At 39.5% G+C, this 17,319-nt stretch carries 12 protein-coding genes; 4 read left to right on the top strand and 8 right to left on the bottom strand.

The annotated features are described in order from the left end of the window. Positions 1–29: 29 nt before the first annotated feature. The 5 genes from FSB73_RS19345 to FSB73_RS19365 form a co-directional block, all read right to left on the bottom strand. Entirely contained in the window at positions 30–3,434 is a 3,405-nt protein-coding gene (locus FSB73_RS19345) for a DUF748 domain-containing protein (RefSeq protein ID WP_146785984.1), read from the bottom strand. Positions 3,435–3,754: 320 nt separating this feature from the next. Beyond that, positions 3,755–4,924: a glycoside hydrolase family 43 protein gene (locus tag FSB73_RS19350; RefSeq protein WP_146785987.1), complete on the bottom strand. Its 1,170-nt coding sequence runs from the start codon at positions 4,922–4,924 to the stop codon at positions 3,755–3,757. A gap of 188 nt (positions 4,925–5,112) precedes the next feature. Then, a complete protein-coding gene (locus tag FSB73_RS19355) occupies positions 5,113–5,376 on the bottom strand; it encodes a hypothetical protein (protein WP_146785990.1) in 264 nt (87 codons plus the stop codon). Between the two features lie 221 nt (positions 5,377–5,597). Continuing rightward, positions 5,598–6,995, bottom strand: a complete 1,398-nt coding sequence (locus FSB73_RS19360) for an alpha-L-arabinofuranosidase C-terminal domain-containing protein (RefSeq protein ID WP_394344858.1) — start codon at positions 6,993–6,995, stop codon at positions 5,598–5,600. Then, entirely contained in the window at positions 6,989–7,804 is an 816-nt protein-coding gene (locus FSB73_RS19365) for a carbohydrate binding domain-containing protein (protein WP_146785996.1), read from the bottom strand. The genes FSB73_RS19360 and FSB73_RS19365 overlap by 7 nt, the downstream gene beginning before the upstream one ends. 494 nt (positions 7,805–8,298) lie before the next feature. On the opposite strand from FSB73_RS19365, the gene FSB73_RS19370 reads away from it, so the two are divergent. From FSB73_RS19370 to FSB73_RS19380, 3 genes are all read left to right on the top strand, one after another. Continuing rightward, positions 8,299–8,640 carry a DUF488 domain-containing protein gene (locus FSB73_RS19370; RefSeq protein WP_262712668.1) on the top strand — a complete coding sequence of 114 codons (342 nt, stop codon included), beginning with the start codon at positions 8,299–8,301 and terminating at the stop codon, positions 8,638–8,640. A 561-nt stretch (positions 8,641–9,201) separates the two neighbouring features. Beyond that, positions 9,202–9,432 carry a hypothetical protein gene (locus FSB73_RS19375; RefSeq protein ID WP_146785999.1) on the top strand — a complete coding sequence of 77 codons (231 nt, stop codon included), beginning with the start codon at positions 9,202–9,204 and terminating at the stop codon, positions 9,430–9,432. A gap of 432 nt (positions 9,433–9,864) precedes the next feature. Continuing rightward, complete coding sequence (locus FSB73_RS19380; RefSeq protein WP_146786002.1) at positions 9,865–10,869, top strand: helix-turn-helix domain-containing protein; 1,005 nt, start codon at positions 9,865–9,867, stop codon at positions 10,867–10,869. Between the two features lie 880 nt (positions 10,870–11,749). Here the strand turns inward: FSB73_RS19380 and FSB73_RS19385 are convergent. From FSB73_RS19385 to FSB73_RS19395, 3 genes are all read right to left on the bottom strand, one after another. Next, on the bottom strand, positions 11,750–12,190 hold the full coding sequence (locus FSB73_RS19385; protein WP_146786004.1) for a VOC family protein: 441 nt from the start codon (positions 12,188–12,190) through the stop codon (positions 11,750–11,752). Between the two features lie 475 nt (positions 12,191–12,665). Next, positions 12,666–13,445, bottom strand: a complete 780-nt coding sequence (locus tag FSB73_RS19390; protein WP_146786007.1) for a hypothetical protein — start codon at positions 13,443–13,445, stop codon at positions 12,666–12,668. 898 nt (positions 13,446–14,343) lie between these two features. Then, on the bottom strand, positions 14,344–15,087 hold the full coding sequence (locus tag FSB73_RS19395; protein WP_146786009.1) for a class I SAM-dependent methyltransferase: 744 nt from the start codon (positions 15,085–15,087) through the stop codon (positions 14,344–14,346). A gap of 286 nt (positions 15,088–15,373) precedes the next feature. Between FSB73_RS19395 and FSB73_RS19400 the strand changes: the two genes are divergently transcribed. Beyond that, complete coding sequence (locus FSB73_RS19400) at positions 15,374–16,414, top strand: helix-turn-helix domain-containing protein (protein ID WP_146786012.1); 1,041 nt, start codon at positions 15,374–15,376, stop codon at positions 16,412–16,414. Positions 16,415–17,319: the final 905 nt, after the last annotated feature.

Raw genomic sequence — 17,319 nt, forward strand, 5'->3', positions numbered from 1 at the left:
AGGGTCAGTATAATAGGCGCCAGTTAAATCTACCTGATTGCCCTCCCGGTAATAGCTATATGGGTCTGATACTTGCCTGCTACCTTATTGTCAATATCAAGCTGAATATTCCCGATGGTATCGGTTTTAAAGTTCAGATCCTGGATTTTAACACCTGCTGTTAAAAGCGGGCTGCTCATCACTGAATCAACCGTTGCCTGGCCACTGATAAGGCCGCCTATCTGGATGGAATCCTGATTTACAATTTTGGTTAAGGTCTCGATTTTAAAGTCCTTAAAATTGATTTTTAACGGGGCGCCTCCATTTTCAGGCTCGCTTTGTACGCTAAGCTCCTGCCCCTGATCCGAAATCCTGAAATTATGGATCATAAGTCCAGTTGAATCGTATTGGATAAAATTATCGGAGGCTACCTTCCAGGGGGTATAATCCAGTAACAGACTATCGGGCAATAATTTCAGCTGGAGCTGACTCCCTTTAACGGTGGCTAACGCACCTAGTTTATAATAATCTTTACCGGCAACGTCGTGGACATTTAATATACTGGAGAGCTGATTGTTTTTAACACTTCCGGTAAGGCTGGGTTCATGCAGTTGCACCATATCTCCTACCGCAATATGCTTAAATCCGGCTTTATAGGATAATTGGCTTTTGTCACCATGGATAGCAATGCCACCTTTAGTTAGCGTGTCTGTGCTATAGACAATAGCAGGTAGGGTGCCTTTAATATCCAGGGCCGGTGTTTTGTTGTCAAAATGACCCGCCAGGTGAATGGTATCCAATTGTTTTAAATCTGGTACAAAACCCGCAATTAAAGGCGTTTTAAAAATGGTTGCTTTAAAATCAACTCGCTGATAATCCGTGGAATCGAGCGCCGGCTGATGGTCTTTTAGTTCATTTTCGGGTTTGCTCTCCTTATTTACCGCTGTTCGGGGATGGCGTCTGTGCCTGGTGGCTAAGGCACTGCTATCTAAAGCCTTAGTGGCCGCCGGCAGCGCAGGCAGGCTGTCTACCGCTATATAATGATTAAAAAGATCCTGCAGTGCCGGAGCCAGTTTGGTTAATTTATATTGACCGTGCATGGAGGCGACCAGCCCAAGGCTTGCCGCGTCCAGTAGCATGCTGCTTGAATCTTTGGTGGCCGTTGAGATAAAACGGATACTATCTGCCTGTAGACGCTTTTGACCGGAGACCAGCAGGAGATTGTTGATGTTCAGCTGCCCGTTTAAAGAATCCGGATCAGCGCTGGCAAAATTTGCCTGCACATTTGTATGCAGTTTTAAGGTGTCGGTTGTTAAATGCAGCTGATTAAAATCAGCACTGTCTAATTGAAGATCAAGATGTGCAACAGGCGCACCTCCGCTCAAATCTGCATCCGCTATAAGATTAAAATGCAGGTTCGGGTCCGGCAGGTTCGCCTCAAGTTTATATTTGCCTTGATCGGCCACCGCCTTAAAATTAAGGTTCTGATAGGTATATCCTTTTAGTCCCAGTTGATTAATTACACCGTTTAAGGCCAGGCTAGCCTTTTTGGGATTAAAGCTCTTGCCTTTTAGATCCGTATGTAAAGTGAGCTTGCCTACCATATCCTGCATGCCGGCCATTTTACCGATATCAAGACTAGTTGTTGTGAGGTTGCCCTGGTAGGTTTCCTGATCGGGGTGTCGCATATCAATGGCGCCATCAAAATTAGCGTTACCATCACTGGTATTTAAAGCTAACCTTGTATTAAAGCGGTCCATTGTTCCTTTAAAGGTGCCGTTTGCACTAAGGCTTGCGGGTAGCTGATATCCCTCTGGCATTACATCCGCGGGCATCATTTTCAAAATATCACCTCCTGTTGTCTGTAACTCAGACAAAACGAGGTCCATATAAGTCTTATTGGGATCGGGCAGACCTGTGAGATGGCCGGAGGCTTTCAGGCTAGTATTTCCCAGTCCGCTGATGGCAAGTGTCGGTATATTTAAGTCACCCACTTTTCCTTCTAATTTTGCTTTTAATTTGACGACACTTGATCCGAAATTTGTAATGGCCGGATAGGCTTTTAAAAATGGGGCGACCATCAGGATATCTTTGACGGCGATGGTGCTTCCGTCAATATCCGCATGGAGGCCTAAAAGCGCAGGATTTGCTGCTACCGCGTCGATGGAGGGGTAAGTAATGGCTAATTGACGCTGCAAAATACTGCCTGGTAATTTGAGATAGAATTTTTTAAGCCAGGCGCCTTTTGGGCCATAGAAAAACAGGCCACTCAGACTATCTACCGTAAAGCCGCTTTTATCTGTAAAACTGAGTTGCTGGAGTGAACCTTGCATGGAGTCAGTGGCAAAATAGAAGTCCTCCATTCGGGCATTGATATGTTGTAAGTCCATATGGCCATAATCCAGCCCTTCTTTTTCAGCAGGCATATCCTGATTGTCAAAACGTACATGGTTATCACTCAGTACTAGTTTGTTGAGGGTAACAGACCAGGGTTGCTCAATGGTGGTGGCCGGTGTAATCAAGGTGTCGATATGCCTGGCTGTCTCGCTAACTACTTTGGTCACTGTTTTTGGACTCCGCATTACAAGTGCAGCGCTGGTCGTGTCCAGCAGAATCTGCCGGATGCCGATTTTTTGTTTAGGCAGATCTATTTTATCAAATTGAACCAAAAGACGCCCAAGGTCAATGCCTGCATCCATTTCCAGGGACTGATAACTTAACCCGATTTTTGACAAATCTACCGTACCAATAGACAGGGACATGTTCAGTGGTGTGGTCGCTGTATCTGCCTGAGGCGAAGCCTCGCTGAGGGCCAATTGCCGAATGGATGCCTGTACATTACTTAGATGCGTTTGGGGAATGGCAAAATCCATTTTATCAAGGTCAAATCGCGATACTTTGGTGTCAAAATGTCCCAGATAGAGACTAACATAATTCTGATCCACCGAATCATTATAGACTAGTCTGATCCGGTCCAGACTGATTTTGTCCAGATCGATGGCAAAGCTGCTGGAAGACTCAGTTGTATCGGTAGATGTGGCCGTGGAATCTGCAAATGCAGCGATGATATAATCAAAATTGTAAACACTGTCTTTGGTGCGATCAATTTTAGCCGTAACCCCTTGCCATTGGATCTGGTCGATCACTAGTCTTTTGCTAAAGAGTTTCCATAGGTTCATCCTGGCTTCCAGATCCTGACTAAAGAGTAAAGTGTCCTTTTTCTGGTCTTCCAGGTAAACTTTTTTAACCGATAAAGTAGTCGGGAAGTTTAGGTAAATAGAACCAATCTCTACTTTGGTTCCCAGTTTATGCTCCAGGTAGGTTACTGTTTTTTTACGGATATAATTCTGTACAGAAGGGACTTGCAGTAGTAATATAACCAAGACCAGAATCACAATAATGGATCCCACTACCCATAGTAAGGTCTTGAGTGCTATTTTAAGGGTTTTTGTCAAAAAGTAATTTTGCTGTAAAGGTAATTTATAGGGGCGGGTTAACAAGGATTTAGGGGACATTTAAGGATTACAACTTCCCTTTTGTCAAACCTGGCTTTTTTTAGGACAGATTGGGCAATTATCTCTACAAATTGCCGGTTAAACAAACCCGCCTTCCTCATCTGACGTGACTAGCGCAGGACAAGTTTTGATCATCTAAGCCCGTCATGACTACTTTGTGTCAGCTTTGTTAACAAAAATAAATAAAATAAGCGCGCTGTCTGATTTTTTTCCAGAGCGCATCAGCCGGTACAGCATTAAATCTAATCAGCCTACTGTTGCTATTTCTCCCACTGCTTTTCCTTAGTGACAAGTAGTGGATGGACACTGCTAAAGTCCATCTGTATTTTGTCCGGCTGCCCTGCATTTATATTTTGCGTAAAGGCAAAACCGATCAGAAAAGTCTTGCGCGGTCCGACGCTTTGAGGGCCATTATGGGCGTGAAAAACGTAATAAAACTGACCGTTTTTGTCCTGAAAGACATCTCCATGTCCTGTGCCGTTCAGCCCGGTTAGGCTGCGTGATATCAGCGGGCTGTCTGTAGATTTGACCCAGGGCCCAACAGGAGATTTAGAGGTGGCATATCCTACTGCATAATCCACGTTTCTGAAATCATTGGCACTGTAGAAAAGATAATAATACCCGTTATGGTATAGCACTGTTGGACCTTCTGTAACTGGCCAGCTGGAACCTGCGGTATTCTCCCAGTGCGCTGTAGCGTGTATGCAAGGCCTTTCAGTGCCTTTTTGCACCAGGATGCTTCCCTCGTGATCCAGTTTAAGTTCACTGACATAAATATTATTGCCTTTATCCAGCTTGACATAATAAATATAGTGCTTGCCAGTTACCGGATCCGTAAAAATAAAGGGATCTATATGCTTAAAGCCGTCTGTAAATAGTTTGGTAAAGCCATTGCCTGTTTTGCTGGTTTGGGAATCGGTATTTTGTGTCTTTTGGGTAAATGGGCCTTTAATGCCATTTATTGACGCAGCAATGGCGATCTGTTCATTAGCAGTGTAAGCCATCAGGACCTTTTTTGGAGCGGCTTTGTTTTTACCAGTGCCAGGAGGCAACAGTAGTTGTGGCGCCCAAAAACCTTTATTGCCAAAACTTTGAGCGCTATCCAGCACAAGATAGTTCGGTTGATTGGGCATAGTTACCCGGTGCCAATGGAGCAAATCCTTGGATGCAAAGGCCTTAAATCCCCGGGATACGCTGTGATCCCCGGAGGTGCCGATTAAATAATATTTACCGCCATAAGGGAAAATAGTCGGATCGGCGATGGTAAGGGTATCGCCAGGTTCTTTTTGTTGCACCTTAGCCTTTTGAGATAAAATCACCTCCGCTGATCCCGGTGTATTGAAATGGTCAGTGGAAGCCATACTATCCATTGGCAGGGCGCCTAAAGTTAGTATGGATACTACAAGAAAACGGGCAGTTTTAATTGCCATAGGAATATATTTATGATTTAGTCTGTTGGATCAATAATTTATCAACTTGTTTAATCTAGTGTACACAACTGGATAAGCCACTTTGATTTTGCGCTGGCCAAATATACTTTATTTGCCGGAAAAAACGGGGAACAACCAGTTTGCAGTTAGCGGTTACTTACTTACTTAATTAATTTAGTAATTTTATCTTATTTGAACTCAACGGTGAGTCTTTGTATAATTGCCTCTATCAATCCCCGGTCTGGATTGCGGGTAGTCGTTGGATGTGCCCTGTCACCTTGCAGATCGGCAAGTGTAGCCCTGAAACTTCCTTCTTCATCCGGTTCAAACTGCATCGGATGTCCATCTATGGTGGCAAATATCTTATAGGTATAGCCCAGCTTTCGGAAGGTAAATTCAATTGAGGTCTCCCGGCCTTTATAATGTATCGGTAAGGTGAAGGTTTCTTCCATCTGATATAATATTATTTAATATGCAATAAATCTTTATTGAAATTTAGTGACGATTACTTGGATGAACGGTTGTAAAAATAAAATCTAGATCCAAATCAAAAACGCAGCTGCGCAAAGAAAACGACAGCGCTGGCTGCTATTTGTAGAAAAATGCCAAATGTAATGCCATCTTCTTTTAAAATAAGGCTGCCTTTGCTGTCGCTTTGCAAATAAAATCGTTATCAATTATGCCGCTGCCGGGTGTTGTTTATATGCCGATGTATGGCTTTTTGCGGATTGAGTGATAGCTCAAACACACTTACAGCCCCAGCAGGAGTCGTAACCTTTAACTGCAGGTCATCACCTATGTTATTAATAAGGGGCAAGGGATAACCCAAAAACTGTTCAGGCTTATTTTTATCCTTTTGGGATTGTTTTCGCTTCATTAGATTGCTTTGGCCAAAATTAAGGTAAACAGGTCGAACAAGCCCAGGTTGTTGTAAACTGTTATAGGCTTGAGGACTATCTGCCGTAAATAGGGTCCATTTTCCGAGTATGGAGCTGCTTTTACTGTGCGTAGTTAGTCCTTTTATCCTAAAAGTAAGGGCTCTACTGCTATTGCTTACATTCACCAGTTTGATATAGATTTTTCCGGTGGTACTATCTAGCGTGGTACTGGCATATAAGCTATCCTGCCCTTTTAAGGGTGCCTTGGCACTTGTTGTTGCTAATACCTCTGTGCCTTTGGAGAGGGAGAAAATTTGCTGTACATAATAGTTGGGTGTCGCTATGGAATGCAGATTGTCAAACCAGATCAAATCGGGCCGCCATTGCCAGGCATTTACATTGGCTAACAGCGGTGCATAGGAAGACATGCGGACTACGTCTGCATTTCTTTCCAGACCGGTCATAAAGGCTGCTTCTGTCAGTGCGCTGTAAAAACTATTGGCAGATTCCGGGGCCTTACCGGATTTGCCATGCGCGGCATACTCCCCGGCAAAAACCTTTGGTCCCTTTCTGTCATAATCGTCATAGCGTCCGGCTTGGTCTAAGAACCATTCAGGTGGCGCATAATAATGTTCGTCAATAAGGCTTGGATGGAGCTTTCTAAGGGTACTCCAGGCATCATCAAACCATTTACCACTATTGTAAGGGCCGCTGCCGGATACGAGTTGTATTTCTGGGTGTGCCAGTTTTAATCGACTTTCAAAGATTTTATAACGGTCAAAGTACTGACTTTCCCATTGTTCGTTGCCTATGCCCAGATATTTAAGGTGAAAAGGCTTTGGGTGCCCCATTTTGGCGCGCAGGTGTCCATACGGAGTTGAAGTGTCCCCATTGGCAAATTCTATCAAGTCCAGGGCGTCCTGAATATAAGGCTCCAGATCTGCGGCCACTTCGCCAGAGTTATATTGGCAGGCCATACCGCAATTTAATATGGGCAAGGGCGCGGCGTGCAAATCCTCTGCCAGTAGAAAATATTCATAAAAACCCAGGCCATAAGACTGATAATAATCCGGTGCATTGCGCGGTGCCTTGAATTCTGTCTGCCAACGATTGGCAATCGTTGTGCGCTCTGCCACCGGACCTACTGTATTTTTCCATTGATACCGGTTGACAAGGGTTCTGCCCTCTACAATACATCCCCCGGAAACCTAATAAAACCTGGATGCAGGTCATACAGCTTTTGAACCAAATCCTTTCTAAGGCCCCCGGGACGGTTTTTCCAGGTATGCACTGGAAATAAAGAGAGCATATCTGCATCTAATGCCCCACTTCCTTTAAACAAAATCAGTAGTTTACCTTTATTAATGGTCGAAGTGGCTGTAAATACCTCTTCAAAAGTTGTCCACGTATCTGTAGCGGCAAGCGGCTTATATGGTGTTTTGAACTGGACGATCCCTGAATCGTTGACCACGGCAAGTTGGATTGCAAGGGATGTGCCTTTTTTAAGTCTAAAAGCCGCGGTAAAACGATACGGCTCCCCACTTTTAAAGCCCATGGCCCTGAATCCTTCGTTTTCCAATCCAAAATAACCTGATAGATCAATGTGTGCATATCGATGATTTCCTGTGTGCGGTTGACTTGTTCCTCTACTAGTTATCAGTAGTTTACCATTAAAATCCACTTTAATCGGACTATTTTTTTGTTCCAGTCTCCGCCACCCCATAAAAGGATCGTCAAACTCAAAGGAGCGGTTTTTAATCAATTCTGCGTAAATACCACCATCAGCAGCAAAATTAATATCTTCAAAAAAAATACCCCACATGGTCGGTGAGACCTGGATCCTGGGCGCCCTGGCGTCAATGGTAATGGTTTTTGTGCTTTGCTGGGCGGTCATATTTTGGGAAAACAACCTGGCTGCGGTAGTTAATAATAAGGCACTTAGTAGCCCGACGCCCCTTTTAATAGCTTTTCGATTGCAGTGTTTTTGTGATTTAAAGCACATGGTTTATGGATGATTTTTGATGATATAATTGATCGGTCAAGCGCACTACCCTACACCGTTTTGCTAAATGGGCATAGAGCGTACGACACGATTGCCAAACAAATGTAAATATAACAATTGTTATGAAATTAAGCAAGCACTTTGGGGCTGCTGCGCATGGAGGGACTGATTACTTTTGGCAACCCTACCCATACGGATCGTCTAAAACAATACAAAAATTGATATAAACTCCATTTTGGTGGGTAAATTGCAGCATAAATCTGTATTACTATCAATGAATTATTACCCTTTTGTCTTATGCTGACCCCAGAAGCGATAACCTTACCACGTACCATATTTACTATTGGTCATTCAAACCGATCAGAAAGCGAATTTTTGGCATTATTAGCAGCTCAAAAGATCGAATTACTAGTGGATATCAGGCGGTTTCCGGGGTCTAAAAGTGGCCTCAGTTCAGTAAAAGCCAACTAGCGATTCGTTTACCCCAAAATGGCATTCAATATCAGCATATGGAATCTTTGGGCGGTAGAAGAAGGCCGAACAAAAATTCTTTAAATACCCGATGGCGCCATCCGTCTTTCAGCGCTTATGCCGATTATATGGAAACGCCTGCATTTTTAGAGGCTGTCGGTGAATTAGAGGTATTGGCGCTCGGAAAAACAACGGCCATTATGTGTTCAGAAGCGCTCTGGTGGCGTTGCCACCGGGCGCTGGTTGCCGATTTTATGAAAGTAAAAGGATGGCGGGTCTGCCACATTATGGGGACTTCTAAAACCACGGAGCACCCCTACACCTCGGTTGCGATCGTAAATAATGGTATTTTGACTTATCGGTAATGAGGGAGAAGATAAAAACCAGCTGCTTAGATTTTGTGAATTATCTCCATGAATTGTTACGCTATATAAAACTAAATTTAACGTTTAAATGTTTCTAACATACTGTAAATCAGAATTTTGGAATTGTGATTTAGGAAAGTGTTATAATTAATTTGTTGATTTTAGGATATTCTTTACATTTGTAATGAGACAAAAAATAATCAACATCCATGACATTTTCATGATCAGTCATGGCCCAGTAAAGAAGCCAAATATATTGAGTACATGTAATAAAGTAGTTATTCAATAAAAGAGATTGATTAACAAGTATTTATTGTAATATTAAATATAAATAATTATATATATAATCCAGTAGAGTCAGCTCCTACTGGTAATAGCTACAGTGGGAGGAATCCGACAATACCTCACTATTGTACTTGTAAATTGCCCCTGGTTCTCCAGGGGCTCTTTTAATCTAGACTAAAGTGTCCCTGTTAAAGGCAGTCATCGTGTCCCGCTTTTGGAATGTAATTTGGGGCGTTTATACTGTTCAACAATTCCATTCAATAAAAATCTCAGATCATGCGAAGCAGAAAATTTTTAACCAGTCTTGCCATTGCGCTTGCAATGGGTCTTTTGTGTACTACTCAAAGTTGTCATGACCGTTACGATGAAGGCTCTGAAGAAGGGCATTATGATACCGTGCAACAAAACAGATCCAATGACAGAACCATGGCAAATCAACAGCATGATGGCACCTTGCCACCTATAACGGATACGGCCACTACAGTAGATTCCTCGATGGTCAAATAAACCTGACCTGTTTATATAAGTAGCGCTGGATCCTATCAATTCAGCAGTCATTTTTAATGAGTAGCAGTCATTTGAATAGATAATTTCATATTTTTCAAAATATTTTTTATTTTTATTAGCGGCAAAAAATCACACAACATATTACAATACAATTAATTAAGTCAACGACTACAGAAAAGTAAAAAAATACGTCTTATATTTTTTACATTAAATGCTTATAAATCAATATAGTTATTTATATTTGATTGATCGTTGATGACGATTTAGTTTACATGTGAAAAATGTCCGTTATTATTGAAGTCCTGATGTACCTATATAAAGGCTGATCCAGGGCATTCAAACTGAGGGCATCTAATTGTATTTAAGTTTTATAATGCCATGGCGACAGAAAAAACTGTAATGTCTGTTGTCTAATAAAATGAAATTTTATTTATGAATGATCTGAAATTTTTCGACGAGCAGCATAAACTGCTGACTATTGAACAAGGTGTGCCACAAAAGTTACGAAAATATGCAATAGCAGAGGCGAAAGCATATCATATTAAGGTAGGCAAGAGTGGCTATATGCTATTCCAGCAAATTCCTGGTGGTGTATGGAATATCTGGATATCCCATTATGTTTTTAATAAAAGAACGACTATATACTGTGAAGGCAGTGTTTCTGGGGTAGAATTCCATAATATTATTGAAGGCTATGCACTCTATAAAAATAACAATGATGAGTGGCAACATTTTAATGCGGGTGATCACAATATATTGTATAATCCAAAAATAAAATCCGTTGCTAAATTTGATACGACACCACTGGTTACCTTTGATGTGCACCTGACTACGCCAACTTTTAAAGATTTGATTGCGGACCAACCTTCTTTCAGAAACTGGATGCATTATTTTAGTGCAGGTATCAATGCCAAATTATTTAAACATGCAGCTTCCAAAAATCTGCCTGTACAGGGCATGATTACAGAGATTATTGAAAAGTGCAATCGGTCTTTATTTGATGGCAATGGTAATAAAGAACTCCTGAGTAAATTTTTAAGTTCTGTTCTGCATAATGAGGGGGTAAAATGTGATTATAGTTACTCTTTTGAGGATGTAAAACGATTGATCAAAGCGAAGGAGTTTTTGACGCAAAGTGTGAATGAAAGAATTCCATTAGCGAATTTACATGTTGATTCGATGATGGGGCATAAAAAATTTACAGAAGGGTTTAAATTATTATTTGGAACAGTGCCTAGCACTTTTGTACTCAAAGAAAGGATCAAAGTATGTAAATCCCTGATGGTTGACCAAAGACATTTGACAAATGATGATTATGCGATGATCATGAATTTTAATACGGGAAGTCATTTTGCCAGAACATTTAAAATGATTGAAGGGTGCACTCCTAAGGAATATCGAAAAAAGCACAAGCTGGATAATAAAGATACAGTGTAATGGGCTAAAAATAGCTATAGGACGCGCTTTTAGACTAAAAAACAAATATTTATTTGCATCAAAACTTTGGGATTAAGTCACAAATTTATGCTGTAAACATTCTCCCAAAATGGTATTTATTTTTCCAGAATATTTCAGATATTTGTAGTGTAATTCACCAGAAGGAAAATTTGCATGAAAAATATGAAATTGGAAATTCATGAACAGCGAGACTTGAATTGGTGAATGATGTAACTACAATGAAGGGGAAATAAGCGTCAGTGAAAATGCTAATGAAGAAGCTAATTGAATTAATATATGATGTAATAACGATTTAATAAACAAATTTAAAAGACAAATTAAATAAACTAATTTGATACCTAATTAAAAGCCTGAAGCGTTAAATAAGAGAGCAAGGGATTAAATTATTTTTCAAATAAAATACGCTGTTTGTTATCAAAAGTAACAAGCGATAAGATACACTTCCAGACAATCCGCTCATTCCGAATTATGGGATTGAAGAAAGTGGGAAGAAAACGTGTAACGACAATCAAGCACAGATTGCTTGCTTATGAAAAAGATTCGATTCGTTATATGAAAAACTGGGGAAAAATTGATTGGGCTCCATTCGATCGACTTTTCCCCTTTTTTTATTGCAAGTTTTTATTGTAACTTTTTGTATTAATTGTTTGACCAGATTAACCATATAAATATAAACATGTAGCTCAATGCATCTAAAGCAATTGGTGTAATCTCTGTGATAAAGATTTGAATGCGGTAAGTCCACAAATAATCTTGTTTTGTTGCCGTCAATAAATTGGCCAGCTTTATGCGCTATTTTGTGCACTAAATTAAAGAATTACGACTTATCCAGTAATCCAACTGCCGGTGTTTATGCCGTTTAAATTTTGCTACCAGAGGTCGGATCAAATTCAATTATCCATTCAATACCGAATTTATCTCTAAACATACCTGCATAGGTGGCCCACGGACTATCTCCCATAGGACCTTCCACACTCCCTCCTACTGATAATGCATGGAAGATTTTGTCGGCTTCTTCGCGACTATCAGTGACAACAAATATTTTAGACCTGTTTTCGTTTTCATTTACGGGCCCCATGAATCCTGGTACATCGTTGCCTATTAATACATTTGATTTGCCGATGGGCAAGGCAATATACATTATTTTGTCTGCCTCATTGTCCGGAACCTGAAATTCTGGGCTGGCCAACTCCTTGAATCGAACCACCTTTGTAAACTCACCGCCAAAAACTGATTTATAAAAAGAGAATGCCTGCTCTGCATTCCCATTGAAATTGATCCATGGATTGATTGTTCTCATAATCTTATTTTTTATTTTTAATTCGGGGTATCCTATTAGCCTCCTATAAAATATTTTGCACCTCAAATTTAGGGCCAGGACCAATGTTCTATTTAGGTTTGTATCAATTAAGACACCCCAAAAATGGCAAGGCATTCACTTTTAATTTTGCGTCGCCTTAGGCAAATATATCAGTTGTTTTGATTTTTTTGATTAAATCGATAGATTATCAATGCGTTAAATAGGCTGTAAAGTTGAAGACAGGCACTATCTTTAGGGTTATCTGAGCTTTTTGGAGGATGCAGACAAGAAATGTTAGCTTATGGTATAAATTAACCAGGCTGTTGTTTTAATATTTCTGCTGCCTTTATTAAACTGGGCGGATTTAATTCTTAAAAACGGTGTGTTGATAATTCTATAAAACGCCGGCCCCAACCAATTAGGGTTGGGGCCGGCTAACCTACCAATTACTGAAAACTTGAAGATATTATGCTACTTAATTGAAAGAAGCATTGTTTAAAAATGGAAATCGATCACTCAAAGCTGCCAGTGCATCTAAATCATTTTCCATGTTTGCGGCAGAAAGGCAGTCCCAAGGCAATGCTGACCGCTGTATGGTCATTTCCAGTGCCTGTCTAAAACAAGTCCTTCCATATATACTGTAAGCTGTCACCATTTCAAAAATAACTTCCACAAAATCCTGCTGTGGTGCAGTAGGCCAAAATAGCCTAGGGAAATATATCTTAAGTTTGCCCTTATTAATTTGTTGCAACATCCACTGCGCTGGAACCCTTGCAAATTCATTACGGTAATCAATTCCTTCTATTTTTTCAGAAAAGACAGGATAAGGCTTCGATTTTTTAGGACCGAAGCCTTTTTCCAAACTTGCAACGCCTGAGCATTTGCTTTTGGTGAAAATATAATCCTGTCCTGTTTGGTCTGCCGACAAACATGTTGTATATGGTTTGGACCGAGGGCTATCTGGCTCCTCATTTTTTGTGGTAATGGCATCCGATTTGTCCGACATCATTTGATGTGCGTCAATCTTTGTTTCCATCCCGATTGTCCAATCATCTGCATGCAATGATGCTGATGCCCTATACAATTCTTCATGCAATGTCTCATGCATCCAAACAAAAGAGGGATGATCGCTCCCTCTTTGATCAAGGTGATTTATTTGAGAATGTCTCTTTGTTAAAGACATATGTATATCATTTCTTATATATGGTTTGTGTGCTACTGTGACCATCTTAATTCCCTTTTTATATTTTATCAATCGGATTAGTAAATATTATCACCAAAATTGGTTGCATGGATGGCTGGCAAATTCGAGCATTGTGCAGCCCTTATTAATGAATTTCTTACCCTGGCAATATAGGTGAAAGAAACATGCATGATAGAAATTCAAGAACAAGCCATGCAACCAAAAGGTGATTAATATCTTAGAATGCAATCCTAGATTTCATTTGTTTCACAAAGATAAGGCGCTTAACCCCTGATAACCAAATAAATATTTTCCAGATTGGGCAATTTCTGCCTTAAAAAATGGGAATAATAACCGGCCATTTATTTGGAAATTCCATTATCCGTATAATTGTAATAATTTTTATTATGTATGAAAAGAATATAAATTATTAATAAATAAAATATCATTGATTTTTCCTTGTAAAAAAAAGTGGATTTTTGGACATGAATTTTTAAAATTCCAGGATAATGGTCTTTGGGGGCTTCAAAATGCCCCTAAAACAAGGACAATAATTTAAAAAATAAATTCTATTGCATGGTTTATACAACTGGTATGCTTAAGAGGTAAAAGCCGGAATAATGAATTATGCACAACGGCTACGTTCATTGGCATTATGTTTTACAAAAATTGGAGGAAGTAAGACATGGCTATATATGTATTGTAAAGGGTCGTGTTGATTTTGCCTGGGATAGTAGGGTTAGGTATGTGGATTGAATCACTTGACTTAGCAATGTAATAGTCATTTGTGGCAGGTACTTATCTTAGCTTTAAACAAAGCCCCCTGAAATTATTAGGCCATAATGATTTCAGGGGGCTTACCAGATTTTAACTCACTAGTTCAATGGATCACAAAAATAGTGGTTAACTAAATTTATTTAATGGATAGGACTCAAATTTAGCCAACGAATGCAATGCAGGTTCTTATGGTTTAGGGCCGCCGCATTATATAGAAGAAATAATTATAATATTGCTTATATTCATTGAATATATTGATTTCTGTCTTAATTTGATCCAGAAATGTCTGTAAGGCGGCATTGCCTGATCCATCCAATGCGTCAAGTTTCTGGGAAACTGGTTCATAGTAATTACGCCAGCCTACAGCTGGCAAAGCGAAAGCCCCAATGGTACTATATCCCATCATTTCGATCAGTCGCACCTTAGCCGATACGAGATCCATTTCCGGATAATTGTTATTCCAGTAGTCGGTCAATAGCTGTGGTCGGCTCTCGGTGGTCCAGGAAATCTCAGAAACCACTAAAAAGCCACCTGGTTTTAATAATTTCCCCCAGTTCTTCAGACCATAGGTAAATCCCATATTGTAAATAGCCCCTTCACTCCATATTAGGTCAAACGACTCCGCTTCAAATGGCAATTTATCCATCTGTGCATGATGCAGCCGGATTGCATCTGCCAGCCCCTGTTTATCTCTTTTTGATTTCAGGACGTCTAAAAAGTCCTGAACCCTGTCCAATGCTTCTACTTTTGCTCCCGTTTCCTGACCCAAGACCATCGTTTGTGCACCAGTGCCGCAACCAATATCCAGCACGTGTTCAATCGGCCCCATCTCCATTATTCTGTTTAAGGCCCATTTAGTCGCCCTGGTGCTCCCAGGCCCCTGCCTTGGCAAATCGCGGTAAAAATCAGCAATAATATTTAATAACTGTTGATCCATCTTTATTAGATTTAAGTAGATGATTGAATTATAAACCAAGCCATACTGTAAATCTAATAATTTCTTTTAACTTATTGAGATAACAACCAAAAAAATTTGAAAAAGAAATCTCGTTGCAAAACTATTTAATTTAACGATTAAGCCTGGAGAGTGCTTTAGGCCTGCCATTTCATTTTTACCAAATATTGAGAAAATTTATAAAATTAGGTCATAAAATTATTATTTATTATGTATATTTACCACTCAGAAACTTGTGAAAGATCGTTTACCTATCAAAATAAAATAAATGTTACAATCTATAGTGGGTATTTTGGGTGGTCCAAGATTAACAGTTGAACCGTCGATTCCACCAAATGTAAATTGCCGCATATTGCCCTATGCTAAGGCCTATCATATAAAAGTTGCTAAAGGTGAGTACATGATTTTTCAGTATTTACAAATCGGCCGTTATGCTTGTTGGTTTTCGCAATATTTCTTAAAGTATCGCAGACAGCTATATTGTAAAATGCATTCTGACGATGTTGAATTTCATTGTCTTTTAGACGGAGAAGCCATGTACAAGCTCTCTCAGGAAGGTAAGTGGTTTCTGACTTCTGCTGGCACAAATAATGTAATTGTAAATCCGGCGCCTTTTACGATTACGTCCTTTACCAGCCTACAGATGTCGACCTTTGATATTCATGTTACACCCGAACATTTTAAAACCTTAGCCAAGACCTATCCTGTCTTTAAAGAACTCTATGATCAGATGCTGTTAGGGAAAACCAGCACATTATTTCCTGAAAAGCAACAAAACAACCTGAATTTTAGTTTACAGGTGAATGCAGTGCTTCGTCAAATGGAAGCCATTTCCAGTAATTTGAATGAAAGTATGATTAATTTAGAAAAGCAATTAGATGATATAATTGCCTCCTTTGCTAAACATGCAGGTTCGATAGAAAATCAGCACATTGTACCACAAGCGATGATGGATAAGATGATGGATGTGAAGCAATATATATCGAAGAATGTCTTGAGTCGTAATGCAGTTGCTGAAGCCCAGAAGGAATTTTCTATCTCTGCCGCCCTGCTCAATAAAAATTTTAAAACGGTCTATAAGATGACACCTCGAGAATTTCTTCTTAAAGAAAAGATTAGGGAGATCAAGTGCTTTATGAAAGACAACCCTACGGAAAAACTTATAAATATCAGTATGGCCGGTGGTTTTAAGGATCCCAAACATGCAAATGAAAAATTTAAGCAATTAGAAGGTGTATCAATCAGGCAATATCGGGAAATACTTAAAGACAAATTGAATAATAAAGAAGATCATTTAGAAATGGACTGATAAGTAGGGTGAATTTAGCGGCTTGTCTGAATTGTATTCACCAAACCTAATTGATTTTTAATCTAAAGAGCCTTATCGCTACTATGCGAGATAGGCTCTTTTTATTTATGACCTGCAACCATGCAAGTGTTAATAATTTAGTTATCAATCTATTATTTGAATTGTAAAAATCTGTTCTTTTAGGTTGAATATTTTGCTTGTTTTTTAGATAAAAATCGGTCAAAATAATTTATTTTTTTTCCACTATTTAAATTTTATTTTTTGGGGTAACCAAAATTAATTTTACTTTATTCTGGGACGTAGAGGTCATAATGGTTTTAAAGGGTATGGATTTAAATATTAAATTTGCCCTGGCCAAAATTGTATATTTAGCCCCTTTGATTTTTTAAGTTCTCACCATGATGAAATTTTGATTTTTAGGAATCAATTTGTACGCTTTTCCCCCTATAATCTTGTAAAGAGTATTATATATTTGTACAGACATAAAGGAGCTTGAGAAATTAAAAGGCGCAAAAGTGAGAAATGGAGCTCATACGTGCGCAATCATGTATCGTTTAAGGAGCTTTGGCAGCCATGTCAGCAATAAGAAGGAGTTTTTGAGCTAATAAAGATTTTTTGATATTGTTAATAGATTATTTAAGCGAATGGCTGGTAGATACATATTAAGGGGGCTAAATAGTAATGCTTCTTCTGGTTCTTCCCGCCGTAGGGTGTACAATATCAGTTGCAGCTTGAATCTGATGAGAAGAAAATTGGTGGTGTAGTCGTTAGTAGGGGTCTTTTAATCAGTTTTATAGAGATTTGAACTATTTATTGTAATTCCTTTTATCAATAGCAGGACACTTAACTAGTTTAGTTAGTGGGGCCTTTTAATTCAAAATAATAAACAGACCAATTAAATGAAG

Source organism: Arachidicoccus ginsenosidivorans, from assembly GCF_007971385.1.
Lineage (GTDB): Bacteria > Bacteroidota > Bacteroidia > Chitinophagales > Chitinophagaceae > Arachidicoccus > Arachidicoccus ginsenosidivorans.

Coding starts and splice junctions, on each gene's coding strand:
- FSB73_RS19385 (WP_146786004.1), bottom strand. CDS start 12,190: ATGAGAACAATCAATCCATGGATCAATTTCAATGGGAATGCAGAGCAG.
- FSB73_RS19380 (WP_146786002.1), top strand. CDS start 9,865: ATGAATGATCTGAAATTTTTCGACGAGCAGCATAAACTGCTGACTATT.
- FSB73_RS19365 (WP_146785996.1), bottom strand. CDS start 7,804: ATGTGCTTTAAATCACAAAAACACTGCAATCGAAAAGCTATTAAAAGG.
- FSB73_RS19355 (WP_146785990.1), bottom strand. CDS start 5,376: ATGGAAGAAACCTTCACCTTACCGATACATTATAAAGGCCGGGAGACC.
- FSB73_RS19395 (WP_146786009.1), bottom strand. CDS start 15,087: ATGGATCAACAGTTATTAAATATTATTGCTGATTTTTACCGCGATTTG.
- FSB73_RS19350 (WP_146785987.1), bottom strand. CDS start 4,924: ATGGCAATTAAAACTGCCCGTTTTCTTGTAGTATCCATACTAACTTTA.
- FSB73_RS19400 (WP_146786012.1), top strand. CDS start 15,374: ATGTTACAATCTATAGTGGGTATTTTGGGTGGTCCAAGATTAACAGTT.
- FSB73_RS19375 (WP_146785999.1), top strand. CDS start 9,202: ATGCGAAGCAGAAAATTTTTAACCAGTCTTGCCATTGCGCTTGCAATG.